Here is a 22,362-nt window from a genome sequence, read left to right on the forward strand (position 1 = left end):
GTTGGTCGCGTATGATATTGCAGCCCCGACACCTCGTTTTTTGCACCTCATCGGTGCGCGCCGTCGCGGTGTCGCACCACGGCGGGTCGCGTCAAACCCAGGTCGTCTCGAAAGTACTGCCCTAAAGCGTTGATTACGTTGAGAGAAAAAAAATTGCGCCGCCTGGCACGCATTTCGGACCAGTGGGAGTACCTGTTCAATCCACAGAGAGACAAAACGTGTACTCCAAGAAAAGGCTGACCAAAACACTGAGTGCCTCGGCAATTGCGCTGAGTTGCGCGCTGGCGGGTCACACCGCGGCGGCGTCTGACACCATCAAGGTGGGCGTGCTGCACTCCTTGTCAGGGTCCATGGCAATCAGTGAAACCACGCTGAAAGACACCATGCTGATGCTGGTCGAACAGCAGAATGAAAAGGGTGGTCTGCTCGGCAAGCAGCTTGAGGCCGTGGTTGTCGACCCGGCATCGGACTGGCCGCTGTTTGCCGAAAAGGCGCGCGAGCTGATCGAAGTCCAGGAGGTCGCCGCGATCTTTGGGTCGTGGACGTCGGTGTCGCGCAAGTCGGTGTTGCCGGTGGTCGAAGAGCTGAACGGCCTGATGTTCTACCCGGTGCAATACGAGGGCGAGGAGTCGTCCAAGAACATCTTCTACACCGGCGCCGCGCCGAACCAGCAAGCGATTCCGGCGGTCGAGTACCTGCGTGACGAGCTTGGCGTCGAGCGCTGGGCGCTGCTCGGCACCGACTACGTGTACCCGCGCACCACCAACAAGATCCTCGCAGCCTGGCTGGCCGACATCGGCGTCGCCGAGGAGGACATCCTTGTCAACTACACGCCGTTCGGCCACTCGGACTGGCAGTCCATCGTGTCGGATGTGAAGGCCTTCGGCTCGGCTGGCAAGAAGACCGCCGTCGTCTCCACCATCAACGGCGACGCCAACGTGCCGTTCTACAAGGAACTCGGCAACCAGGGCATCAGCGCCGAAGACATTCCGGTGGTCGCCTTCTCCGTCGGTGAAGAGGAGCTCTCGGGCATCGACACCGCCCCGCTGGTTGGGCACCTCGCGGCCTGGAACTACTTCATGAGTGTCGACAGTGAGGAGAACGAGGCGTTCATCGACAGCTGGCTCGACTTCATCGGTGACGAGGACCGCGTGACCAACGACCCGATGGAAGCCCACTACATCGGCTTCAACATGTGGGTCAAAGCGGTTGAAGCGGCCGGCACCACCGACACCGATGCCGTGGTCAACTCGATCCTGGGTGTGTCCGTGCCGAACCTCTCCGGCGGTTTCTCCACCATGATGCCGAACCACCACATCACCAAGCCCGTGCTGATCGGCGAGGTGCAGGATGACGGTCAGTTCGACATCGTCTGGGAAACGCCCGGACTGGTCGCAGGGGACGCGTGGTCGGATTTTCTGCCCGGTTCCAAGGACCTGATTGCCGATTGGCGCGCGCCGATGACCTGCGGCAACTTCAATGTCATCAGCGGCCGTTGCGGCGGTGGCAGCTGAGCGCTGCGTGCGCATTCACTGAACCCAGTTGGTCTTCCTCATGTTGGTGATTCAGGGCGGCACTCGGCCGCCCGCTTTTTTGCTCGCGTGTGTGCTTTTCTGCACGGTGGTCCTGGGCCTGGTGCCCGGTCGAGCTGTGGCGGCGACCTTGTCCCCGGAGCTCGAGTCGGCGTTGTTCGATCTCACCACACGTGACAAGGCCCTGCGGCAGGATGCCATCGACCGCATCGCCGGCAGCGGTGATGCACTGAGCGAGGACCTGCTGCGGATGCTGCTCGAAGGGGACCTCTACCTCTGGAAACCCGAGAAGCGCGTGGTACGGGCCGAGAAAGACGGTCGCCGTTTTGTACTCTATGCACTGGCTGACGGCGCCGAACTCGCCACGGTGGGGCGCCGCGACGCCAAGAAGGTCGCGATCAACAACACCTTGCGGGGTGCGGTCAGATCCGCGCTCGCAACGCTCGACCTGGTCGCGGCCGACCGCGACAAACGCCTGTCTGCGGTACGCGCCCAGTTCGCCACGCTCGGCGTGCCGGTCGACCGCATTGACAGCTTGCTCGCAGCAGAGTCGGACAGCGGTGTGGCGGCCGCGCTGCGGTTGTTGCGTGCGTTGACCGTCGTTGCCGACGGTGACACCGACCGCGGGCCCCTGATGGACGGCATCGCCGCCCTGAGTCAGGCTTACGAACCCGCTGCCCTGACCACCCTCGGCGCGCGACTGGTGCAAACCGACGACGCCGAACTGCGCGACGCGTTGGGCGCGGCGATCCTGCGTATCGAGGCCCGCAAGACGCGTTTCGGAATCATCGAACAGGTGATTTTCGGGCTCAGTCTCGGCTCCATACTCGTGCTTGCGGCGATTGGTCTTGCAATCACGTTTGGCGTGATGGGCGTGATCAACATGGCGCACGGTGAGCTGATCATGCTCGGGGCCTACACCACCTGGGGCATGCAACAACTGCTGCCGACGCAACCCGGTCTGGCGTTGGTGCTGGCGCTGCCAGCGGGTTTCCTCGTGTCGGCGGCGGTCGGCATGGCGATGGAGCGGTTTGCCATCAGCAAGCTCTACGGTCGCCCGCTCGAGACTCTGCTTCTGACCTTCGGCTTCAGTCTTATCCTGCAGCAGACGGTGCGCACCGTGATCTCGGCGCGCAACGTCGCGGTCAGCAACCCGTCCTGGATGAGTGGGTCGATCGAATTCAACCCGCTGTTGTCCGTGACTGCCAACCGGGTGGTCATCTTCGGCCTCTGCCTCGCGGTGTTTGCGGTGCTCTGGTGGGTCATGCACCGCACACAGTTCGGATTGCAACTGCGGGCAGTGACGCAGAACCGGGCGATGGCGCGCTGTGTCGGCATCCGTTCGCGGCACATCGACACGCTGACCTTCGGCCTGGGTGCCGGGCTCGCAGGCATCGCCGGTGTCGCGCTCAGTCAAGTCGGCAATGTCGGACCGAACCTCGGCCAGGCCTGGATTGTCGATTCCTTTCTCGTGGTGGTGTTCGGCGGCGTGGGCAACCTCTGGGGCGCGCTGATAGGTGGGCTCAGCATCGGTGTCACGACCAAGTTGATCGAACCCTGGTCCGGCGCCGTCCTGGCAAAAGTGCTGCTGCTGGTCGCTGTGATTGTCTTCATTCAACGTCGGCCACGGGGGCTCTTTCCGCCCACCGGCCGCAGCGCGGGAGACTGAGTCATGGGCCTTGCCATGCGTGCCATGGGGCAGGACCGCGCCGGTTGCGTGTTGCTCGCCGTGCTGTTGCTTGCCGCAGTCTGGGTGCCGATTGCGTCGCTGGCGTTGCCAGACACGCACCCCTTGCACCTCGGCGCGTATTCGGTGTCCCTGTGGGGTAAATACCTGTGCTTCGGGCTGCTTGCGCTGAGCCTTGACATCGTCTGGGGCAAGCTTGGCATTCTGAGCCTCGGCCACGGGGTCTTCTTCGGCCTCGGCGGCTACGTGATGGGCATGTACCTGATGCGTCAGGTCGGTGATCGTGGCGTCTACGGTGACCCCATCCTGCCGGACTTCATGGTCTTCCTGAACTGGGACGCACTGCCCTGGTACTGGTACGGCTTCGACCATGCGTGGTTCGCGCTCCCGATGATCCTGATCGTGCCGGGCCTGCTCGCCTTTGTGTTCGGTGCCCTCGCGTTTCGCAGTCGTGTGACCGGTGTGTACCTTTCGATCATCACCCAGGCGATGACCTACGCCGTGATGCTGGCCTTCTTCCGCAACGAACTCGGCTTCGGTGGCAACAACGGCCTGACCGGCTTCTTCGACATCGTCGGCTTCGACCTGCGCGAGGACAGCACCCGCGCGGCGCTCTTCTCCGCCAGTGCCGTCGCGCTGGTGGTCAGCTACGTGCTGTGCCGCGCGGTGTTCGCGACACGGCTCGGCCTCGTCTGCACCGCGGTGCGGGATGCCGAGAGCCGCGTGCGGTTTCTCGGCTACCGCACCGACCGCGTGAAATTGTCGGTTTTTGTGTTGTCGGCGTGCATCGCCGGCGTCGCCGGTGCGCTGTACGTACCGCAGGTCGGGATCATCAATCCGGGCGAGTTTTCGCCGCTGAATTCGATCGAGATCGTGATCTGGGTCGCCCTGGGTGGGCGGGGCACGCTCTGGGGTGCCGTGGTCGGTGCGGTCGTTGTCAACTACGCCAAGACCCAGTTCACCGGCTGGGTGCCGGAGGGCTGGCTCTTCCTGCTCGGTGGGCTGTTCGTGTTGACCACACTGTACCTGCCTCGTGGTATCGCGATGCTGTTCAGTTCGAAGCGGGTGCAGCCATGAGCCCGATCAACCGGCGGGCCATCACCCGCAACCGGGGCGTGCCGCAACTCGACACCTCGCACGGCACGGTGTTGTACCTCGAGGGCGTGTCGGTGAGTTTCGATGGCTTCAAGGCCATCGACGACCTGAGCTTGTACATCAACGACGGCGAGCTGCGCTGCGTGATCGGGCCCAACGGGGCCGGCAAAACCACCTTGATGGACATCATCACCGGCAAGACGCGCCCGGACACAGGGGAGGCCTGGTTTGGCCAGACCATCGACCTGCTGCAGCTCGATGAGGCGGCGATTGCCAACCTCGGCATCGGGCGCAAGTTCCAGCAACCCACGGTGTTCGACGAGCTGAGTGTCTGGCAGAACCTCGAGTTGGCGATGGCCGGCCCGCGCAACGTGCTGGCCGTGCTGCGTGCGATGCTCAGCGCCGAGCAACGGGACCAGGCCGGCGGTGTGCTCGAGCGCATCGGCCTGACGGCGCTGCGCGACGCGCAAGCCGGCACCTTGTCGCACGGGCAGAAACAGTGGCTGGAAATCGGCATGTTGCTCATGCAGCAACCGCGCTTGCTGCTCGTCGATGAGCCGGTCACGGGCATGACCCACCAGGAGATGGCCCAGACCGGGGAGTTGCTGCGCTCACTCGCCGGTGAGCACAGCGTGGTGGTGGTCGAACACGACATGGATTTCGTGCGCTCGCTGGACAGCCCGGTGACCGTGTTGCACCAGGGCTCGGTGCTGGCCGAGGGTGACCTCGACCGTATCCAGGACAACGCAGAGGTCCGCGCCGTGTATCTCGGGGAATAGCCGTGCTGCGCATACAACAACTCGAACAGCACTACGGCGAAAGCCTGACTTTGAAATCGATCGACCTCGACGTTCCGGAGGGTGCGTGCGCCTGCGTGATGGGCCGGAACGGGGTGGGCAAGACCACGCTCGTGCGGTGCATCATGGGGCTGGAGGCTGCGAGCAAAGGTGCGATCCGCTTTCGTGACATGGACATCACCAGGATGCGCACCGAGCGGCGTGCTGCCCAGGGCATCGGCTACGTGCCCCAGGGGCGTCAGGTGTTCCCGACCCTCACGGTGGAAGAGAACATCCTGACCGGGTTGTTCGGCAACCGAAGCCGCGCGAGCCGGGGTCGCGGCATACCGGCGCACATCCACGCCTTGTTTCCGGTGCTCAAGGACATGCGCCGCCGGCGTGGCGGCGACCTCTCGGGCGGCCAGCAACAGCAGCTGGCGATTGCGCGTGCGCTCATGATCGACCCGGCGTTGCTGATCCTCGACGAGCCGACCGAGGGCATCCAGCCGAACCTAGTCGCCGACATCAGCAGCCTGATTCGCACGCTGATCGCCGAGCAGGGCCTGACCGTCCTGTTGGTCGAGCAGAAACTCCCGTTCATCCGCAAGACGGCCGACACGGTGTGCATCCTCGACCGCGGTGAAGCCGTCGCGGCCGGGACGCTCGACATCCTTGACGATGCACTGGTCAGCAAGCACCTGACTGTCTGAGCGGCCCTGTGGGTTGGCTTTCGACTGCATCGGCGTCGGCACGCGCAGCACCCGCTCTGCTTCGTACCGTACCGGCGTGCCGGGGTCGGGTGCCGTGCGAACTGCCCGTCCGATCGGACACGCCGGCTCAGGCGGGTTGCAACAAGCCGGCGTGCGCGATGAATTTCTCGATTGCGCCGAGCCCTTCGCCGGTTTTCATGTTGGCGAAGGTCCACGGGCGTTCGCCCCGCATGCGGTTCGTGTCGCTCTCCATGACCTCGAGCGAGGCACCCACGTGCGGCGCCAGGTCGATCTTGTTGATCACCAGCAGATCGCTCTTGGTGATGCCGGGCCCGCCCTTGCGTGGAATCTTCTCGCCCTCTGCCACGTCAATGACATAGACGGTCAGGTCGGCGAGCTCCGGGCTGAAGGTCGCCGAGAGGTTGTCTCCACCGCTCTCGACGAAGACCACGTCGAGGTTCGGAAACGCGGCCTGCAGGTCGTCGATGGCCGCGAGGTTCATCGACGCGTCCTCGCGGATGGCGGTGTGCGGACAACCGCCGGTTTCCACCCCCACGATGCGCTCCGGCGGCAGTGCGCCAGCCTCGGTCAGGATGCGCTGGTCCTCGCGCGTGTAGATGTCGTTGGTGACCACGGCGATGTCGTAGCGGTCGCGCATCGATTTGCAGAGCACCTCGAGCAGCGCAGTCTTGCCGGACCCGACCGGGCCACCGATACCGACGCGCAGAGGAGAGCTGGTTGTGTTCATGGTGTGTGACTCAGGAGCGATAGAGGCGGGAATACTGGGTTTCGTGTGCGGCGCTCGCAAAACTGGCCGCGGGCAACGAACACCCGATGTCGTCGTCGTCGACCGTGTGCGCGGCGGAGATCGCCGCGTGGAGGTCAGGCCAGAGTTGCATCAGCAGGCACTGCCCGTCACTTTGCCCGAGCGGGATGTGCTTCACGCCGACGAGCACGGTGTTCTCGAGCCACCCCCAGGCGTGGGCGGTTCGTGTGCCTTCGGACGGCATGCCGAGCAGCACGGCGGCGCGGGCGAGGCCGGCGAGCGGGGTGCAGAGCAGCGCGTCCCGGTGGATCTGTGGGTCGTCGGGAAACAGGCGATCGAGCAGGCTGAGCACGGCGCGGGCGCGGGTGCGCTCCTCGTCGCGCAACTCGCGCGTCTCTCGACAGGCCAGTGTCCACTGCGCCCAGCGGCGCGCGCCGTCGACGTCGTCCGCCTCCAGTGCGGTGTGCAAGCGGTGCAGCAGCGGCAGGTCCTGACGCGCGAGCGGTCCGGCGATCCAGTCGGCACACCAGGCGTGCAGGCTGGCAGTGTCGTGCACCCACCCGGTTTCGATCGCCCACTCCAGGCCCTGCGAGTAGCTGAAGGCACCGACCGGCAGGTTGGCGCTTGAGAACTGCAGCAGTGGCCCGAGCCAGACGGTGGTCTCAGTTGTGTGCATGGGTGTGGCCGCCGTGGTGGTGTCCACCGCCGTAGGCCCCGGCTTCGGGCTCGAAGGGGGCGTCGGTGTGAGTCACCTGCAGACCGAGTCCGTCCAACATCCCGTCGAGGACGTGGTCGCGGCTGTACACCAGACAGCCGGAGCGGATCTGCAACGGCACATGCCGGTTGCCGAGGTGGTAGCAGGCCCGAGCAAACAGCAGCGGGTCGCTGCACTCGCACACCGAGACCGGCTCGCTGGCCGCGACCACACGCACGCAGACCCCGTCGTCGCTCACCAGCACGTCCTGCGGTTGCAGGCTGCTGCCGCGCGGCAGGTTCACGCCGACGTCTTCGCCGGTGTCGAGCGTTGCGCGCAGCCGCGAGTGGGTGCGTTGCTGGCTGTCGAGCGTGAGGGTCGGCAGTGCCGCGCGGTCGGTCGGCTCGGGGTGCACGTGGGTCAGGGTGATCATCGCGTGGGCTTGGCTCAGAACAGATAGTACTTCTGCGCCAGGGGCAGCTCGGTGGCCGGTTCACAGGTCAGGTGCACACCGTCGGCGTGCACGGCGTAGGTCTGTGGGTCGACACTGATGTCCGGCTGGTAGTCGTTCAGCACCATGTCGGCCTTGGTCACCGTGCGACACTGGGACACCGCGTGCAAGCTGGCCTTCAGATCGAGACGCTCGCCAATCCCGTCGGACACGGCCGCCTGGCTCACGAAACTCAGTGACAGGCCTGCGTTTCCACCGAATGCGGCAAACATCGGCCGGTAGTGGACCGGCTGGGGCGTCGGTATCGAGGCGTTCGGGTCGCCCATCGGTGCGGTGGCAATGGCGCCACCCTTGAGCACGAGGCTGGGCTTGGTGCCGAAAAAGGCCGGCTTCCAGAGCACCAGATCGGCGAGTTTGCCGACCTCCACCGACCCGACTTCATCGGCGATGCCGTGGGTGAGGGCGGGGTTGATGGTGTACTTTGCAATGTAGCGCCGCGCGCGCAGGTTGTCGGTGTGCGCGGCGTCACCCTCGAGCGTGCCGCGCTGTTCGCGCATCTTGTGCGCGGTTTGCCAGGTGCGGCTGATGACCTCACCGACCCGGCCCATCGCCTGCGAGTCCGAGGCAATCATCGAGAAGGCGCCGAGGTCCTGAAGGATGTCCTCGGCCGCAATGGTCTCGCGGCGAATACGCGACTCCGCAAAGGCGATGTCTTCGGGTATCGACGCCTTGAGGTGGTGGCACACCATCAGCATGTCGAGGTGTTCGTCGACCGTGTTGATGGTGTAGGGACGTGTCGGGTTGGTTGACGAAGGCAGCACGTTTGGCTGGCCACAGGCCCGAATGATGTCCGGCGCGTGGCCACCGCCGGCACCTTCGGTGTGGTAGGTGTGGATCGTGCGGCCTTTCATCGCCGCGAGCGTGTCCTCGACGAAACCCGATTCGTTCAGGGTGTCGGTGTGGATCGCGACCTGGATGTCGAAGCGGTCGGCCACCGACAGGCAGCAGTCGATTGCGGCCGGCGTGGTGCCCCAGTCCTCGTGCAGCTTCAGGCCCATGGCACCGGCTCGGATCTGGTCCTCCAGGGCTGCAGGTTGGCTCGCGTTGCCCTTGCCCAACAGGCCGATGTTCATCGGAAACGCGTCGGCTGCGCGCAACATGCTCGCAAGATGGAAGGCACCCGGGGTAGCGGTGGTGGCGTTGGTCCCGGTCGCAGGGCCGGTGCCACCGCCGAGCATTGTCGTCACACCGGAACACAGGGCTTCGTCGATCTGCTGGGGGCAGATCATGTGGATGTGTGCATCGACCCCGCCGGCGGTGAGGATCATGCCCTCGCCGGCGATGACTTCGGTGCCGGGGCCGACAGGGATGGTCACGCCATTCTGGGTGTCGGGGTTGCCGCCCTTGCCGATGGCGTGGATGCGACCGTCCTTGAGCCCGACATCGGCCTTGATCACGCCCGTGTGGTCGAGGATGAGCGCGTTGGTGATGACAGTGTCGACCACATCCGGGCCACCCTGGCACTGACCCATGCCGTCGCGGATCACCTTGCCGCCACCGAAGCTGATCTCGTCGCCGAAGACGGTGTGATCAACGTCCGGGGAAATCCAGAGTGCCGTGTCGCCCAGGCGTACACGGTCGCCCACCGTGGGCCCGTAGAGTTGCGCGTACGCGCGTCGGTCGAGTTCCACCATCAGTCTGTCTCCGCCGTGTCCAGAGGGCCTTGTATCTCACCGCGGAAGCCGTACACCCGCCGTGCACCACCGTAGGGCACGAGCTCGACGTCGCGCGACTGCCCCGGCTCGAAACGCACCGCCGTGCCGGCGGCGATGTTCAGACGCCAACCGCGCGCGGCGTCGCGATCAAAAGACAGCGCGGGGTTGGTTTCGAAAAAGTGGTAGTGCGACCCGACCTGGATGGGGCGATCGCCGGTATTCGCCACCGTCAGCGTGCGGGTCTCTCGGTCTGCGTTCAGGGTGATCGTGCCCTCGGCGCAATCGAGCGCACCGGGCGCGTGCTCGTCCACCGGGGGAGGCCCGACCGGCTGGTGCACGGTGACGAGTTTGGTGCCGTCGGGGAACGTCGCCTCGACCTGCACTTCATCGAGCAGGGCGACGACGCCGTCCATGAGCTGATCCGGTGTCAACAAGGTCTGTCCACGCGCCATGAGCTCGGCGACGCTCTCGCCGTCTCGGGCGCCTTCGAGGATGGCCAGGCTCAGGTAGGCCACGGCCTCGGGGTAGTTCAGTTTGCAGCCGCGTGCGAGCCTGCGCTCCGCCAGCAGCGCTGCGCTGAACAGCAGCAGCTTGTCTTTTTCGCGTGGGGTCAGTTCCATGGTCGGGTTCTCAAGTGGACCAGATGCGCGGCGGCGTGCCGTGTTCACCCAGCACGGTCGGGCGCAGCGCACGCCACAGGGCTTCCGTGGTGTGGCGCCAGGCCCGGCCATCGTCGCCGAGGTAGCGTGCGATCAGCAGATCGTCTACGCAGGTGAGGACAGTGTGCGAGTTAGTCAGGGCTGCGCGCAAGCTTTCACACACAGCCGGGTCTACCGGTGTGGCCAACAGGGTGCCAGTGTAGGCATGTGAGCGCATGCCTGCCGCGTCGTTGACCCAATTTGGTGCGCCGATGCGGGTGGTTTCGGTCCACAATGGTGCGTCCTCGCGCAGGATGTCGGTGCGCCAACGCATCTCGCCTTGGTCGAAGACTTCACCGGCTTCAGGTCTGCCGAAACAGTGGGTTTCACGCCAGATCACACGGGCGCGCGGCGCCACGCGTATGCGGGTGCGGGCGTGTGTGCGCGCGCCGTTGAAATGGATCGTTTCGTGGGGCAGATACTCGAGGCTGGCGCCGTTGTCCAAATCGCATTCGAGCGTGAGGTTTGCTGTCGGTCCAGCGCTGCGGTACATCAGGCTCGCGCCGGGTGTCAGCACCTGAGCCTGGGCGTCGGCGTCGAGCCGCAGGCGTATGTCAAGGGTGTCTCCGCCCACGACACCGGCAGGCGGGTGCAGCAGGTGCACCTGGCACCGTCCGCCCTCGGGGTACAACGGGCGTTGGATGCGAAGGGGGCCGGTGTGACGGTGTCGCAGCACGGTTTGCGGACCCTGCGTGCGGAAGTGCATGTCGAGGTGGGCTCGCCAGCGCCGTTCGGGCGCACTGGGTGTCGCGTCGGAGGGGGGGCTTGCGTGGCCCGGATCGGATTCTGGTCGGTACACCGTCGGCGGGGTGTCTCGGTGAGTGCGCAATCCAGTGTACCGCACCCGTCAGGTCGGGTCATGCCAGCCAAGCGGTGACGTTCAGACGCCCAACCGCTCCCGTGTGCAGACAACCCGCGCGCCGGTCATGGCGCCGATCTCGAAGAACAGTTCGTCGAGGAAGGCCCAGCAGGCATCGTCGTGATCGAGGTGGTGGCTCATGATGCCGATCGGGCGGTTCGGCTGCGCGGCCAGGGCGGCGATCAGCGTGTCCACGCAGGCGTCGGTTCCGCGGAAACACCGTGCTTGCCAATCGATGATGTCGACATCCACCGGCATATTATGCAAGCCAGGTGCAGGCTCGTTGTTGAATCGTGCGGAGAAGCCGGTGATCCCTGCGGAATGCATGGCCTTGTAGTGCACGGGTGCCATGCGGTTCCAGGGGGGCACGAACACCGGCTGGTATAGCGTGCCGACATGCTGTTTGAGCAGGCGCACGCCATTCTGAAGCTCAGAGCGTACCTCGGCCTGGCACCGCGTTTCGGGGAACTCGCATTTGCGTGCTGGCGCAACGGCGTGGTTGGCGTGGGCGTGGCCGTGCTGCAGGCAGGTCACGCGTGCGCGGTGTGGTGCGAGAACGTCTGCGAAGCCGTCCTGGACCCAGCTTGGCACCACCGCGAGGGACACGGGCACTCCGTGTGCCTGTGAGAGTCGGAGCAGCGTGTCGAGCTTGGGATCCGCCCTGTGCGCATCGTCATCACGCCACCAGAACTGCACGTCTCCCGAGGTGTGCGCGACGGCGTTGCGCAAGGCACTGAATGGCGTCATCTCAGTCTCCGAGCAGACGGCACAGGTGATCGGCGGTGGCCGAAGCGCCTTCGAGGTTGATTGCAGGCCAGTGACGCACCTGCATCACCTTGGACACGGCGTTTTGCAAACGCGCCGGTGTGATGTCGTCGGCTACCAGGCTTGCAAATGCATCGTGCGTCGCGAGTCGGTCCGCGCGCAGCTGCTGTTCGGTCTCCGTTTCGGTAGAGAAGGGCACCAGCACAGACGGGGTGCGCGTTACCAGGAGGTCGCACACGGTGTTGTACCCGGCTTGGGAAACCGACGCCGCGTGCGAGGCCATGAGCTCGACCAGGTTGGGGTGGCTGCGCAGCACGGCGATGTGCGGGTGGTTCACCGCAGCAAGCCGTGCGAAGGCCACGTCTGGGCAGTGCGGGCCGGCGACGAGTGTCCAGGGGTGCGTGGCGTTTGCCGCAGCCAGTGCGGCTGCCAGAGCGGTCTCGAGCAGCGGTGCGCCGACGGCACCGCCACCGACGGACACCAGCACACCGCGCCGCTCCGCGTGTGCCGCCAGTGGCGACGGCGCCACGAGTCCGGTGTAGTGCAACGATGCAAGTTGAGCCGCCTCCCGGAAACTCGCGTCGAGGGGCACGAACTCCGGGTCGCCGTGCACCAACACGGCGTCAAAAAGGCGGTTGGCCAAGTCGACCGCCCACTGCCGTTTCTCCGCGGCACGTGTGCCGGCCTTCGCGACCAGGATATCGCGCAGCGAACAGACCACGGTGCAACCGGTCGACGCGGCCTGCTCGAGCAACGGCAGCAGTTCGAACCGCAACATGCGACGGCCGAAGGGGAAGAGCTCCAGCACCAGCGCGTCGGGTTCGAGTCGGTCGAACAACGCGGCCAGGGCCTGCTGACGCCGCGCCCGGTAGGCGTCGCCCACCGGCGCCCCGGTGTCGTCGACCAGGCCGCTGAAATCCGCGTCGGCGGCGCGCAGACTGGGCAGGTGGTGCGTGCGGGCGTGTGTCGAGAGGCCCAGAGCGCTCGGCCCACCGAGTGCGATGTGGGTGTCGAAGCCACGGGCGTGCAGGGCGTTGGCGATCAGTTGGGTGCGTCGTTCGTGGCCGACACCGAGCAGGCTCTGGCTGTGGATCAGGACGCGTTTGCTCACGCAGGTGCGCCGCTGCGTGTGCCCTTGAGCAGCCTGCCCGTTTCGCGCGAGATCCAGTTCAGCCCGCTCAGGTAGCCGCGTGGCATGCCGGTCTTGCTCGGCGAGGCCTGGGTGTGCAGGTGTTGCAGCGCCCTCACCACGGCGTCGCGGTCACGCAACAGCTCCGGTTCGAGCATCTGCGTGAATCCGAGGTCGGCGGAGCGGCTCGCCCGGATGAACTGCTCCAGTCGCGGCACCTTGCGCGGCACGATCAGGGCAGGCTTGTCGAGCGAGAGGATTTCACAGTAGGTGTTGTACCCGCCCATCGCAACCACCGCGTGGCTGTTCGCCATCAGGCCTTCGAGGTTGTTGTCAAAGGACAGCACGTGGAGTCTGGGGTGCCCGCGCGCGATCCGTTGCAGGGCCCGTCGGATCTTCTGCGGCATGAACGGTCCGAGCACGACCACGGCGGGCAGGGCGAGGCTGTCGCCAGCGTTGACGTAGGCGTCTATCACGGCGCGGCACATGTCTTCTCCGTCGCCGCCGCCACCGGGTGTGACCAGGATGTAGCGTTCGAAGGGTGTCGACGCGAGGCGGGACTTGGGGCTCACGGCGCGCCGCAGGTACCCGGTGTGCCGCGCACGCCGCATGACCGCCTCGGGCACCGGTAAGCCGGCCATCGGATTGCCCATCTCGGTGGGGCCGTAGATCCAGATGTTGTCGTACAGGTCGATGTGGTCGTAGACGTGTTTCTTGTTCCACTCGGCGCTGAGCTTCTCGGTCTCGTCCAGCACCTCGCGCAGGCCCAGCACGGTCTTGCAGGGCGTTTCGCGCAGCGCCTGCAAGGTTCGCAAGACCTCACCCTGCAGCCCCAGCGGTTCCTTGTCGACGATGAACAGGTCGGGCTGGAAGGTCTCGGCGGTGTGGTAGATGATCGACTCGCGGATCTTTAGCGTCTGTTGGATGTCTATGTGCATCGCGAGCGAGGTGTAGTCGCCGTTGTACAGCTTGATCACGCCGGGGATGCGGATGAAATCCACGCGAGCCGCGAAATCGAATCGGCCGATGATCGGCGAGCCGGTGATGATCAACACCGACAGGCCCTTGAAACTGCGCACCAGTTGGTGCGCGATGACGCGGCAGCGGCGAAGGTGCCCCAGGCCGTAGGAGTCGTGGCTGTAGATCAGGACGCGTGCGTCCCGCAGCCGCTGGCCCGTGGGGTTGTCTGTGGCGTCGTACATGGACGGGTACGTCGAGCCTCGTCTTCGCAAGCGGTACACTGTACCAGCTTGCGCACCGGTGTCACCGCCCGGCGGACGGCGCCCGTGACACCGTTCCAACTGCCTCTGGGGGGCGCTTGTGACTGAAACCGACGTCAGCCGGCCGAAAATGGCTCCGGTGTTGCAGTTCTTTATGCTGCTGTGGCCCGTCGTCTTTACCTGTTTTTACTTCATCTACGCGCTGCTGGGGCTCGTGGTGAGCGGAGACGACCTGCTCTACTGGCAAGCCGAGTCACGAAACGTGGCCGGCATTGTTGCGCCGGGCATTCTGGCGTTCGTCGGGCTCTGTCTGGTTTACGTGGCGTGGCAGCGTCTCGGGCTCTACCACCCGGTCGCGGTGTCCTCGCTGATTCACGGCATCATCTGCCTCTCGCTGACCGCCCTGATCTTCGCCTACAGCTGATCCGACGCGGCGCGTACCGCCCGAATGCGGGCAGCGCGCACCGCGGCCTGACGCCGCTCGGTCGGGACGCCAGCGACCGCCGCAGCGGCGTCCACGCCGGCCATCGCCGCCGCTGCCCGGCGCAAGGTGTCGGCCTGCGGGTAGGGCGCTGAGGCCCGGCCTGCGCGGCCGCGAGCGTCCGCCTCGCACACCGTGAGGAACTGCTCGAAGCGCGCCGGTCTGCGCAAGGCGTCCAGTGCCGTCAGGGTGTCGACGAGCGTGCCGGGGCGCAGACGGTCCGCGCGGTGGCTGTGCAGGTGCCAGCGTGTGCTCATCACCGCCAGTTCTCGCCATGCCGTGGGCGCCTTGAGCCGCTTGCAGCACGCGTTGACGAGCGGGACACCGCGGTTTTCATGGTCGATGTGGCGGGGCCACGCACTCGGGTCAGTGGCGCCCTTGCCGAGGTCATGGCAGAGCACGGCGAAGCGGGTTGCGGTGTCCGCACCGAGCGCCACGGCCTGATCCAGGGCCAGCAGGGTGTGCTCGCCACTGTCCACCTCGGGGTGGTGCGCCTCGGGTTGAGGCACGCCGAACAGGTCGTTCAATTCGGGCCAGATTGCCTGCAGGGCCTCGCAGTCGCGCAGTACCTCGAAAAAGCGGCGTGGTGCGTCGGTGGCGAGTGCGCGCTGCAACTCCTGTTGAATGCGTTCTGCCGGGAGCGTGCCGAGTTCGCCGCTGTCGACCATCTGCTGCATGAGCGCGAGGGTATCGGCCGCCACCGTGAAACCGAGCGGGGCAAAGCGGGCGGCGAAGCGCGCCGTGCGCAACACGCGCAACGGGTCCTCGCTGAAGGCGTCGGAGACGTGCCGCAATCGGCGGTTTTCGAGGTCCTGCAACCCCCCCCAGGGGTCAATGATGTCGCCCGCGTCCGATTGCGCCATGGCGTTGATGGTCAGGTCGCGCCGACACAGGTCTTGTTCTAGAGTGACGTGAGGGCCGGCGTCCACGTCGAAACCGTGGTGCCCCGCGCGCGTCTTGCGTTCAGTGCGGGCGAGCGCGTGCTCTTCGTGGGTCTCCGGGTGCAGGAAAACGGGGAAATCCTTGCCGACTTGCCGAAATCCGGCAGCCTGCATGTCGGTTGGGGTGGCGCCGACCACCACCCAGTCCCGGTCTGCTACAGGCAAGTTCAGCGCGGCGTCTCGGACGGCGCCGCCCACCAGAAAGGTCTCCATGGGATGAGTGTGACGTGCACGGAATGACGCTGTCCAGAGCGCTGGCGCTGTGCGCCGTGTGCAGCGCTTTGGCGGGGTGCAGCACGGTCGGATATTACGCGCAGGCGGTCGGCGGCCACATGGCGCTGATGCGCGCGCGCGTGCCCGTTGAGGAGGCCATGGCCGACCCCGCACTCGCGCCGGCGCTGCGGGCCAAGCTGGCGAGCGCGCAGGACGCCCGCCGCTTCGCCATCGAGACGCTCGGCCTGCCTGACAACGGCAGCTACAACACCTGGGTCGACCTCGGCCGCCCGGCGGTCACCTGGAACGTCGTGGCAACGCACCGGTTCTCGGTCGAGCCGGAGCGCTGGTGCTTCCCGGTGGCCGGTTGCCTGAGCTACCGCGGCTACTTTGCCCGCGACGACGCGCTGCGCTACGCCGACCGCCTCGCCGCGCAGGGCCTCGACACCACGGTCACCGGTGCGACAGCCTACTCCAGCCTCGGGTGGTTCAAGGACCCGCTGGTCAGCACCATGTTTCGGGGTGACGACACCGCCCTGGCGGGTGTGTTGTTTCACGAGCTGGCGCACCAGCAGCTCTACGTCGGTGACGACAGCAGCTTCAATGAGTCGTTCGCGAGTTTCGTGGAACTGGCTGGCGTGGAGGCCTGGTTGCAGCAGGTGTCACGACCGGAACTGCTCGAGCCCTGGCTCGCACGCCGCGATCGGCGCGCCGACTTCATTGCGCTGCTCGCGGTGGCGCGTGCCGATCTCGCTGCACTCTACCGCGGGGGCGGGGACGACGCGGCACTCGCCGAGGGCAAGGCGGCGGCGTTTGCGCAGCTGCGGTCGGACTACGCCGAACTCAAGGCGCGGTGGGGGGGCTATCCCGGCTACGACCACTGGTTCTCCAAGCCGCTCAACAATGCCCGCCTCGCGGGCGTCGGCACCTACACTCAGTGGGTGGGTGCCTTCGAAGCGTTGTTCGATCAGTCGGATCGGGATTTCCAGGCGTTTTTTGCTGCGGCTGCCAAGTTGGCGGCCTTGCCACCAGATCTGCGTCGGGCGCGGCTGACCGCGCTGTCGACGCACCGGGACGGGTGAAGATGACATCGCGAGTGAGCGTTTTGATCTTGTCGGACACGCACGGGCATGTGCACGACAACATCGCGCGGTTGTCGGAACGCATGGACTGGGTGGTGCATTGCGGCGATATCGGCGATGCACACGTGCTCGGTAAATTGCAGCCACGGCACCGCATTGTCAGCGTGTTCGGCAACAACGAGGCGCCCTCGCGCGTCAGCGCCGAGGACAGCCGCTTGTTCGACAGCCTGCCCGAACACGCTGAACTGACCCTGCCGGGCGGTGTGCTGGCTGTGGTGCACGGCCACCGGCAGAACCCGGCGCGGCGCCGCCACGAGTTGCTGAGGAAGCGCTTCCCTGCAGCGCGGGCCATCGCCTACGGTCACAGCCACAAGCTGGTGTTGGACCACAGCCAGCCGCCGGCCGTGGTCAACCCCGGTGCGGCCGGGCGGGATCGCACCTTCGGCGGCCCGAGTTGTCTGGTGCTGCAGGCCGCGGAACAGGGCTGGTTTTTCAGCTCGCACCGCTTTTCCCTGAAGCGAGAACGCCGTCGGCGGTGAACAGCGTTGCGCGACCCGGTGGCGCGTCGACCGGCGCCGTGGCCAGACCGTGTTTGGTTTTTCTAACCAAATTGGCTCAATTTAATCACGGCAAAGTGGCGTGAATAGAGCTACAAAATACAGATAGGAACGAGAATCAGTTGCAAGTTGCAACGTTTGAATTTCAGTTGTATTTTCTTACCACGCGCCGCGAACGCGCCGACAGGGCCTCGACCCGGGCGCGCATCCGTGACGGATTGATGGCTTTCAGTTGAGGCAGAGCGTGACCGACCGCCGCAGAGGAATGGCCCGCACGGGGTCAAGGCAAGTGCTTTTGTGCATTGTGCTGGTCTCGGCTGTGCTCGGGCTGGCGGTGGGGCTCGCCGAAACGCAGTGGCGCGCGGCCCGCAGCAGTGTGGCGTTGCAGACCTCGCTCGACACCCTGCTCGTTGATCTCAACAAGCTCGTTGCCCGGCGCGCCAGCTCCGAACGTATCCAGTCCACCCTCAACGGTTTCGCTTCTGGCGCGGGACTCGAGTGGCTGACCTACCGCATCGGCGAGAAGCGCTGGGACGTCTTGTCGCTCGGCGCCGAGACGATCAAGGCGATGGCCAGTGACCAGACCCTCGCGCGCACGCTGCCCGGCTCGGCGGCCTCACTCGAAACGCGCATGCCTGACAGCGCGCCCTGGGACATCCTCTGGCCGGTGGTTGCAGCCACCTTTGGCGGGGCCGTCGCGCTGCTCTGGCTCGGTCTGTTCGGCCCGCTGCAACGCGTCCTGGGTCAGCCCGTGGCCTCGAACGACCCGGTGGTTGAACCGGTGGCGGCGTATGCGCGACTGGCGTTGATGCCCCGGGTGTTCGAGTCGGGCCGCGCGCTGCTCGAGCGCGTGCAGGCGCGTGCGCCGCGAGCACAGACGGCGGCTGTCGACGTCAACACCGAAGACGTCGACTCGGCTTGGGAGGTGTTGCGACTGCGCCAGCAATACACTGATCTGCTGCACAACACCGCCGAGAAAGTGCGGCGCGCCGAGCGCAAGTCCACCTTGCGGCACATCGTCGAGAAGGTCTGCCATGAAGTGCGCAACCCCATGGCGAGCATGCAGACGACGTTGACCCACATTCAGCTCGAGGTCGGCAGTTCATCGCTGCCGATGCAGCGGGCCACACGTCGGCTTGAACGCGACATCGGTCGGATCGAGTACCACCTCGGAGATTTGCTGCAATTCAGCGACGCGTACCAGCACCGTGATGAGGTGATCGATGTGGCGGACGCCTTGCACCGCCTGGCGCGGACCCTGACACCGCACGCCGACATCAGCGTGCGGGTGGTGAGCGACGTGGACAACCAGGTGCAGGTCGATGCGGCCCGCTTGAACAGCGCCTTGATGCACGTCTACGACAACGCGCTGTTGGCGGTGCTGGAGCGCATTCGGAGCGACTCGACGCACCTTGGCGAAGTGGTCTTTCGCAGCTGGTCCCGCGGTGGGCGCGTGCTCATCGCGGTTGACGACAACGGCGTGGGGTTGAACGAGAGCGAGGCCGAGCGTGTGTTCGAACCGCTCTACACCACGCGGCCCAAGGGCTTTGGGCTGGGCCTGGCCATGACCAAGCGCTTTGTCGACCACTACGGTGGGTCGGTGCGTGCGGTGCCTACGGCCACCGGCACCCGGGTCGAGCTGTCGCTGCCCTGCAGGCTCGGCATGGCGCCCCCCGTGCCCGCGGAATTGCCGCACGCCGCAGTAGAGAACTGAGCGTGCGCCGCGCTAGAAGCGCACCAGGCGGATTCGCGGACCGGCGGCAAATCGGAGTGTGCCGAGGTCGATGACCTGCGAGGCGCCGCCCGCACTCACCGTGAGCGTGCGCGCACCCGGGGGCACCGGGACCCGCCAGAGTTCCAGCCGGGCCGGCAAGCCGTACCACCCGCGGGTGTCCGCCACTTCGGACACCAGGATTGCAAAGGCCAACAACTGCGTGGCGAGGTTGTCGCTGGTGCGCAGCTCCTCTGCCACCTGGCTCTTGACCGCCAAACGCATCCCCTGGCGCAACAGCAAGCGTCCGGCGCGCGCGTCGAGCGAGGCGCGCGCAAGGCCGTCGATGTCGCTGCGCGCGGTCTCCGCCGGTGGCAGCGCGTCGGTGTCGAAGGCGACGCGCGTGGCGGCTGGTGTCGGTCGGTGGTTCGGGTAGGCCGGGAAGGCGATCTGCCAGTCGATGCCGTTGTGCAGGTGGCTCGAGAACTTGCGCGACACCTGGCCGCTTGAGACCACGAGGACGAGTTCGCCGTGCGCGGCCTCGTGCGCGGCCGCCAGGTCCGGCGGCACCGGTGGCCGGGCTTCGCCGCTGCCGAGCTGGCGTGCCAGTCGCGCGGTCGTCGCGGGCAAGGTGTCCGGCGGCAGCGAGCGGGCGGCGACGTAGGCGTCGTTGATCTGGCCGGCGAGTTCGAAACTGAGTGCGATCAGCGCGCGCGTCACGTTTGCGGCAGCGAGCTCGTTGTCGCCGGCCTGCAAGCGCTGTGTCGCCCGCCGCGCCTCGACGGCGGCGCTCTCGGCGTTGCCGGCGAGCAGGAAACTCAGCATGGCGTAGCTGTGTGCAAGCAGGCGCTCGCTCGATTCACCGGTGTAGCGTGTGGTGGCCTCGCTGGTCAGCAGGGCCCGTGCTTCATCGCGCAGACTGATGCGGTCCTGTTCGTCGATGTAGTCGACCGCGGCGACGAAGCTCTGCGCCGCGGCGTCGAAAGCGTTGCTGTGCAGCGCCACCGTGCCCCGTTCGAGCAGGTAGACCAGGCGGTCGCGCTCGGGCACCTCGGCCTCGGCCGACTCGAGTGCGACCAGCGCGCCCGCGGAGTCGCCACCGTGGTGCAGTGCCCGCGCCTGGTCGAGCACCGGCGTTGCGCAGCCGACCAGACACAGCACGGCGCCAAGCGCGGCGAGGTGAAACCCCGTCCGGCGCGGTGGGAGGGTGCGCACTACCAGCCGATGATCGGCCGTGAGGATTCGCGAGCGAGCTCGGCCTTGTCGGCCCAGCGAATCTCACCGGTCTGGATGTCGGTCAACTCGAGGTTCAGGCTGTAGTAGACGAGTTTCTTGCGGTTCAAGCGCCACTGGCGCGGTTGCTTTTTTTCGATCGACCGCAGGCTGCCTGCGAGGATCAGATCGGCGCCGAGCTTGCGGGCGCTGGCGGCACGCTCGGCGGTGGCGCCCTGCTCGGCGAGTTCGGCCTTGAGGTTGGCGCGCTGCTCGCGGCTGATGAAGCGGTAGCGCCCGGATTGCAGTAAGGCAAGGCGGATGTCGTCGGTGATACCGGCGGTGCTGATGTGCTCGCTGGTTTCGTTGGCGACGTCGTACACGACCAGCACGGGCGCATCGCCACCGCTGTAGGCGGCGCGGCTCAGCAGGCTGTCGGTGAGGTCTTTGACGATCGCGTTCTTGTCCGAGAAGCTGTACTGCGCGTCGTACTGGATGTCGCTGGTGGGGTCGATGGACCGCGTGGTGGCCGCGCACCCGGCGAGTGACACCACGGTCACGGCGAGCAGCGCGGTGGCGGTGCGTTTCAGAGTCGTAGACATGGAGGCATTCCCAACTGAACCAAAGGTGAATGGGCGGCGCGCAGCGCCGGGCCCGTGTGGTGCGCATCGGCGGCGTTCAAACGGCCGGGCGCCTCAGACGATCATAGTGTCTGATCTGCCAGATGACGCGCAGGCCGAGTCCGATCGAGCTGATCGTCAGCCCGATGATCAGGCCGTACCACAGACCGGCGACGCCGAGCCCCACGCCGTGCGCGAGCCAGAAGCCCAGGCCGAAGGCCACGCACCAGTAGGAGAACGCGTTGATCAGCATCGGCGCCCGCGTGTCGTGCAAGCCGCGCAGGATCCCGAACATGGTTGCCTGCATGCCGTCCGACAACTGAAAGACCGCGGCGAGCACCAGGAGTTGCGCCGCGAGCGCGCGCAGCGCGGGATCGGGTGTGTAGAGCGCGGCAATCGGGTCCCGGAATGCCCAGAGCAGCAGGGCCGTGAATCCGGCGAGCACGCAAGTCAACAGAAACCCGGCGACAGCCCGCAAGCGCACCGCGGGCCCGAAGCCGCGGCCGTGGACGCGGCCCACGCGGGCGGTCAGGGCGAGCGACAAGCCGAGCGGCAACATGTACGCAAAAGACGTCGCACCGATCGCAATGTTGTGTGCGCCCATGGGCAGCACACCTAGCGCACCCGCCTGCATCGCCGTGGCCGAGAAGAGGCCCGCCTCGAACAGCAAGGCGAGGTAGATCGGCAGCGACAGGGACAACAGCGCGCCGATGGCCTGTCGGTCGGGCGGGCTGTAGCGGGCGAACACGCCGTACTTCGCCATGCGCGGCCCGGCAATCCACCACAGCAGGACCGCCGCCATGCTCCACTGGACCGCTGTGGTCGCCCAGCCGATGCCGGCCAACCCGAGTTCGGGCAGGCCAAACCAACCCAGTCCCAGTCCCAGGTCGGCGACGATGTTGATGCCGAGGCCGATCGCCTGGGCCCAGAGCATCACGCCGGTCCGGCCGTCGGCCTCGCAGACGTTGCGTGCCGCGATCACGATGGCTGCTGCTGGCAGGCTGAACGCCGCGGGCACCAGGTACTCCGGCACGCGCGCCGCCAGACGGGGGTCGAGCGGGGTGAGGTGGAGCACCTGGGCGAGCACCAGCAGGGCCGCGGTCACTGTGACGCCCAACGCAAGGGCCAACCACAGTCCCTGGCGTGTGAGTTCCCCGACCTCGCTTCGGCGGCGCTCGCCAAGCAGCGTGGCGATGCTCGGCGACAGCCCCGCGAGCAAACCGATGCAGGCGATCAGGCCGATGAACCACATCGCTGCACCGAGGCCGCTGGCGGCGAGTTCCTCCGACCCGATGCGGCCGGCGACCAGGGTGTCAACGAGCCCGTTGCTGACTTGCAGTATCTGTGCACCGATCAGCGGCAACGCCACGGCGAGCGTGCGCTTGAGTTCGGATCGCAATTGCTGAGTGAACATGACGGGCGGTCACGCCGTGGCGGGCCGCGAAGTG

The 22,362-nt window shown here is 66.4% G+C and carries 22 protein-coding genes; 9 read left to right on the forward strand and 13 right to left on the reverse strand.

Features of this window, described 5'->3' with window-relative positions; translation table 11 throughout:
- The first annotated feature begins 263 nt into the window (after positions 1–263).
- The 5 genes from urtA to urtE are packed head-to-tail and all read left to right on the forward strand — an operon-like array spanning position 264 to position 5,800.
- The gene (gene urtA, locus AAGA11_05880) at positions 264–1,514 is read left to right on the forward strand and encodes an urea ABC transporter substrate-binding protein (GenBank protein MEM9602369.1); all 1,251 of its coding nucleotides are present in this window, start codon (positions 264–266) and stop codon (positions 1,512–1,514) included.
- A 40-nt stretch (positions 1,515–1,554) separates the two neighbouring features.
- Positions 1,555–3,201, forward strand: a complete 1,647-nt coding sequence (gene urtB, locus AAGA11_05885; protein MEM9602370.1) for an urea ABC transporter permease subunit UrtB — start codon at positions 1,555–1,557, stop codon at positions 3,199–3,201.
- Between the two features lie 3 nt (positions 3,202–3,204).
- Entirely contained in the window at positions 3,205–4,296 is a 1,092-nt protein-coding gene (urtC, locus tag AAGA11_05890) for an urea ABC transporter permease subunit UrtC (GenBank protein ID MEM9602371.1), read from the forward strand.
- Positions 4,293–5,093, forward strand: a complete 801-nt coding sequence (gene urtD / locus AAGA11_05895) for an urea ABC transporter ATP-binding protein UrtD (protein ID MEM9602372.1) — start codon at positions 4,293–4,295, stop codon at positions 5,091–5,093. The genes urtC and urtD overlap by 4 nt, the downstream gene beginning before the upstream one ends.
- Positions 5,094–5,095: 2 nt before the next feature.
- Positions 5,096–5,800, forward strand: a complete 705-nt coding sequence (urtE, locus tag AAGA11_05900; GenBank protein ID MEM9602373.1) for an urea ABC transporter ATP-binding subunit UrtE — start codon at positions 5,096–5,098, stop codon at positions 5,798–5,800.
- A gap of 127 nt (positions 5,801–5,927) precedes the next feature.
- Here urtE and ureG read toward each other — a convergent pair whose 3' ends face one another.
- The 9 genes from ureG to AAGA11_05945 all read right to left on the reverse strand — a co-directional run bounded on the left by ureG (position 5,928) and on the right by AAGA11_05945 (position 14,079).
- On the reverse strand, positions 5,928–6,548 hold the full coding sequence (gene ureG / locus AAGA11_05905) for an urease accessory protein UreG (GenBank protein MEM9602374.1): 621 nt from the start codon (positions 6,546–6,548) through the stop codon (positions 5,928–5,930).
- Positions 6,549–6,558: 10 nt separating this feature from the next.
- Positions 6,559–7,242: an urease accessory UreF family protein gene (locus AAGA11_05910; GenBank protein MEM9602375.1), complete on the reverse strand. Its 684-nt coding sequence runs from the start codon at positions 7,240–7,242 to the stop codon at positions 6,559–6,561.
- Positions 7,229–7,693 carry an urease accessory protein UreE gene (gene ureE / locus AAGA11_05915; protein MEM9602376.1) on the reverse strand — a complete coding sequence of 155 codons (465 nt, stop codon included), beginning with the start codon at positions 7,691–7,693 and terminating at the stop codon, positions 7,229–7,231. Before ureE ends, AAGA11_05910 begins: the two co-directional genes overlap by 14 nt.
- A gap of 14 nt (positions 7,694–7,707) precedes the next feature.
- Positions 7,708–9,405, reverse strand: a complete 1,698-nt coding sequence (gene ureC / locus AAGA11_05920) for an urease subunit alpha (protein ID MEM9602377.1) — start codon at positions 9,403–9,405, stop codon at positions 7,708–7,710.
- A complete protein-coding gene (locus AAGA11_05925; protein ID MEM9602378.1) occupies positions 9,405–10,046 on the reverse strand; it encodes an urease subunit beta in 642 nt (213 codons plus the stop codon). The genes ureC and AAGA11_05925 overlap by 1 nt, the downstream gene beginning before the upstream one ends.
- A gap of 10 nt (positions 10,047–10,056) precedes the next feature.
- Positions 10,057–10,830: an urease accessory protein UreD gene (locus AAGA11_05930; protein MEM9602379.1), complete on the reverse strand. Its 774-nt coding sequence runs from the start codon at positions 10,828–10,830 to the stop codon at positions 10,057–10,059.
- A 174-nt stretch (positions 10,831–11,004) separates the two neighbouring features.
- The gene (locus AAGA11_05935) at positions 11,005–11,730 is read right to left on the reverse strand and encodes a hypothetical protein (protein ID MEM9602380.1); all 726 of its coding nucleotides are present in this window, start codon (positions 11,728–11,730) and stop codon (positions 11,005–11,007) included.
- Position 11,731: 1 nt separating this feature from the next.
- Positions 11,732–12,859 carry a glycosyltransferase gene (locus tag AAGA11_05940; protein MEM9602381.1) on the reverse strand — a complete coding sequence of 376 codons (1,128 nt, stop codon included), beginning with the start codon at positions 12,857–12,859 and terminating at the stop codon, positions 11,732–11,734.
- Complete coding sequence (locus AAGA11_05945; protein ID MEM9602382.1) at positions 12,856–14,079, reverse strand: glycosyltransferase; 1,224 nt, start codon at positions 14,077–14,079, stop codon at positions 12,856–12,858. The genes AAGA11_05940 and AAGA11_05945 overlap by 4 nt, the downstream gene beginning before the upstream one ends.
- A 118-nt stretch (positions 14,080–14,197) precedes the next feature.
- On the opposite strand from AAGA11_05945, the gene AAGA11_05950 reads away from it, so the two are divergent.
- Positions 14,198–14,521, forward strand: a complete 324-nt coding sequence (locus AAGA11_05950) for a hypothetical protein (protein ID MEM9602383.1) — start codon at positions 14,198–14,200, stop codon at positions 14,519–14,521.
- On the opposite strand, the gene AAGA11_05955 is transcribed toward AAGA11_05950, so the two are convergent.
- Positions 14,512–15,732 (reverse strand): multifunctional CCA addition/repair protein, encoded by a 1,221-nt coding sequence (locus AAGA11_05955; GenBank protein ID MEM9602384.1) that lies wholly within the window; start codon positions 15,730–15,732, stop codon positions 14,512–14,514. The two genes, AAGA11_05950 and AAGA11_05955, sit on opposite strands and share 10 nt — an antisense overlap.
- 23 nt (positions 15,733–15,755) lie before the next feature.
- Here AAGA11_05955 and AAGA11_05960 point away from each other — a divergent pair, with 23 nt between their 5' ends.
- The 3 genes from AAGA11_05960 (at position 15,756) to AAGA11_05970 (ending at position 19,085) form a co-directional block, all read left to right on the forward strand.
- Positions 15,756–16,814: an aminopeptidase gene (locus tag AAGA11_05960; GenBank protein MEM9602385.1), complete on the forward strand. Its 1,059-nt coding sequence runs from the start codon at positions 15,756–15,758 to the stop codon at positions 16,812–16,814.
- Positions 16,815–16,828: 14 nt separating this feature from the next.
- Positions 16,829–17,353 carry a metallophosphoesterase family protein gene (locus tag AAGA11_05965; GenBank protein ID MEM9602386.1) on the forward strand — a complete coding sequence of 175 codons (525 nt, stop codon included), beginning with the start codon at positions 16,829–16,831 and terminating at the stop codon, positions 17,351–17,353.
- Between the two features lie 307 nt (positions 17,354–17,660).
- A complete protein-coding gene (locus AAGA11_05970; GenBank protein ID MEM9602387.1) occupies positions 17,661–19,085 on the forward strand; it encodes a HAMP domain-containing sensor histidine kinase in 1,425 nt (474 codons plus the stop codon).
- 12 nt (positions 19,086–19,097) lie between these two features.
- Here AAGA11_05970 and AAGA11_05975 read toward each other — a convergent pair whose 3' ends face one another.
- From AAGA11_05975 to AAGA11_05985, 3 genes are all read right to left on the reverse strand, one after another.
- Positions 19,098–20,297 (reverse strand): hypothetical protein, encoded by a 1,200-nt coding sequence (locus tag AAGA11_05975; protein MEM9602388.1) that lies wholly within the window; start codon positions 20,295–20,297, stop codon positions 19,098–19,100.
- Positions 20,297–20,896, reverse strand: a complete 600-nt coding sequence (locus AAGA11_05980) for a penicillin-binding protein activator LpoB (GenBank protein ID MEM9602389.1) — start codon at positions 20,894–20,896, stop codon at positions 20,297–20,299. The genes AAGA11_05975 and AAGA11_05980 overlap by 1 nt, the downstream gene beginning before the upstream one ends.
- A gap of 76 nt (positions 20,897–20,972) precedes the next feature.
- Positions 20,973–22,328, reverse strand: coding sequence for an MATE family efflux transporter (locus AAGA11_05985; GenBank protein MEM9602390.1), 1,356 nt, complete (start codon positions 22,326–22,328; stop codon positions 20,973–20,975).
- Positions 22,329–22,362: the final 34 nt, after the last annotated feature.

It is taken from the genome of Pseudomonadota bacterium (assembly GCA_039196715.1).
In the GTDB taxonomy this organism is placed as follows: Bacteria; Pseudomonadota; Gammaproteobacteria; order CALCKW01; family CALCKW01; genus CALCKW01.

Coding starts and splice junctions, on each gene's coding strand:
- urtB (MEM9602370.1), top strand. CDS start 1,555: ATGTTGGTGATTCAGGGCGGCACTCGGCCGCCCGCTTTTTTGCTCGCG.
- urtC (MEM9602371.1), top strand. CDS start 3,205: ATGGGCCTTGCCATGCGTGCCATGGGGCAGGACCGCGCCGGTTGCGTG.
- urtD (MEM9602372.1), top strand. CDS start 4,293: ATGAGCCCGATCAACCGGCGGGCCATCACCCGCAACCGGGGCGTGCCG.
- ureG (MEM9602374.1), bottom strand. CDS start 6,548: ATGAACACAACCAGCTCTCCTCTGCGCGTCGGTATCGGTGGCCCGGTC.
- AAGA11_05910 (MEM9602375.1), bottom strand. CDS start 7,242: ATGCACACAACTGAGACCACCGTCTGGCTCGGGCCACTGCTGCAGTTC.
- ureE (MEM9602376.1), bottom strand. CDS start 7,693: ATGATCACCCTGACCCACGTGCACCCCGAGCCGACCGACCGCGCGGCA.
- ureC (MEM9602377.1), bottom strand. CDS start 9,405: ATGGTGGAACTCGACCGACGCGCGTACGCGCAACTCTACGGGCCCACG.
- AAGA11_05925 (MEM9602378.1), bottom strand. CDS start 10,046: ATGGAACTGACCCCACGCGAAAAAGACAAGCTGCTGCTGTTCAGCGCA.
- AAGA11_05930 (MEM9602379.1), bottom strand. CDS start 10,830: ATGCACTTCCGCACGCAGGGTCCGCAAACCGTGCTGCGACACCGTCAC.
- AAGA11_05935 (MEM9602380.1), bottom strand. CDS start 11,730: ATGACGCCATTCAGTGCCTTGCGCAACGCCGTCGCGCACACCTCGGGA.
- AAGA11_05945 (MEM9602382.1), bottom strand. CDS start 14,079: ATGTACGACGCCACAGACAACCCCACGGGCCAGCGGCTGCGGGACGCA.
- AAGA11_05955 (MEM9602384.1), bottom strand. CDS start 15,732: ATGGAGACCTTTCTGGTGGGCGGCGCCGTCCGAGACGCCGCGCTGAAC.
- AAGA11_05960 (MEM9602385.1), top strand. CDS start 15,756: ATGACGCTGTCCAGAGCGCTGGCGCTGTGCGCCGTGTGCAGCGCTTTG.
- AAGA11_05980 (MEM9602389.1), bottom strand. CDS start 20,896: ATGTCTACGACTCTGAAACGCACCGCCACCGCGCTGCTCGCCGTGACC.
- AAGA11_05985 (MEM9602390.1), bottom strand. CDS start 22,328: ATGTTCACTCAGCAATTGCGATCCGAACTCAAGCGCACGCTCGCCGTG.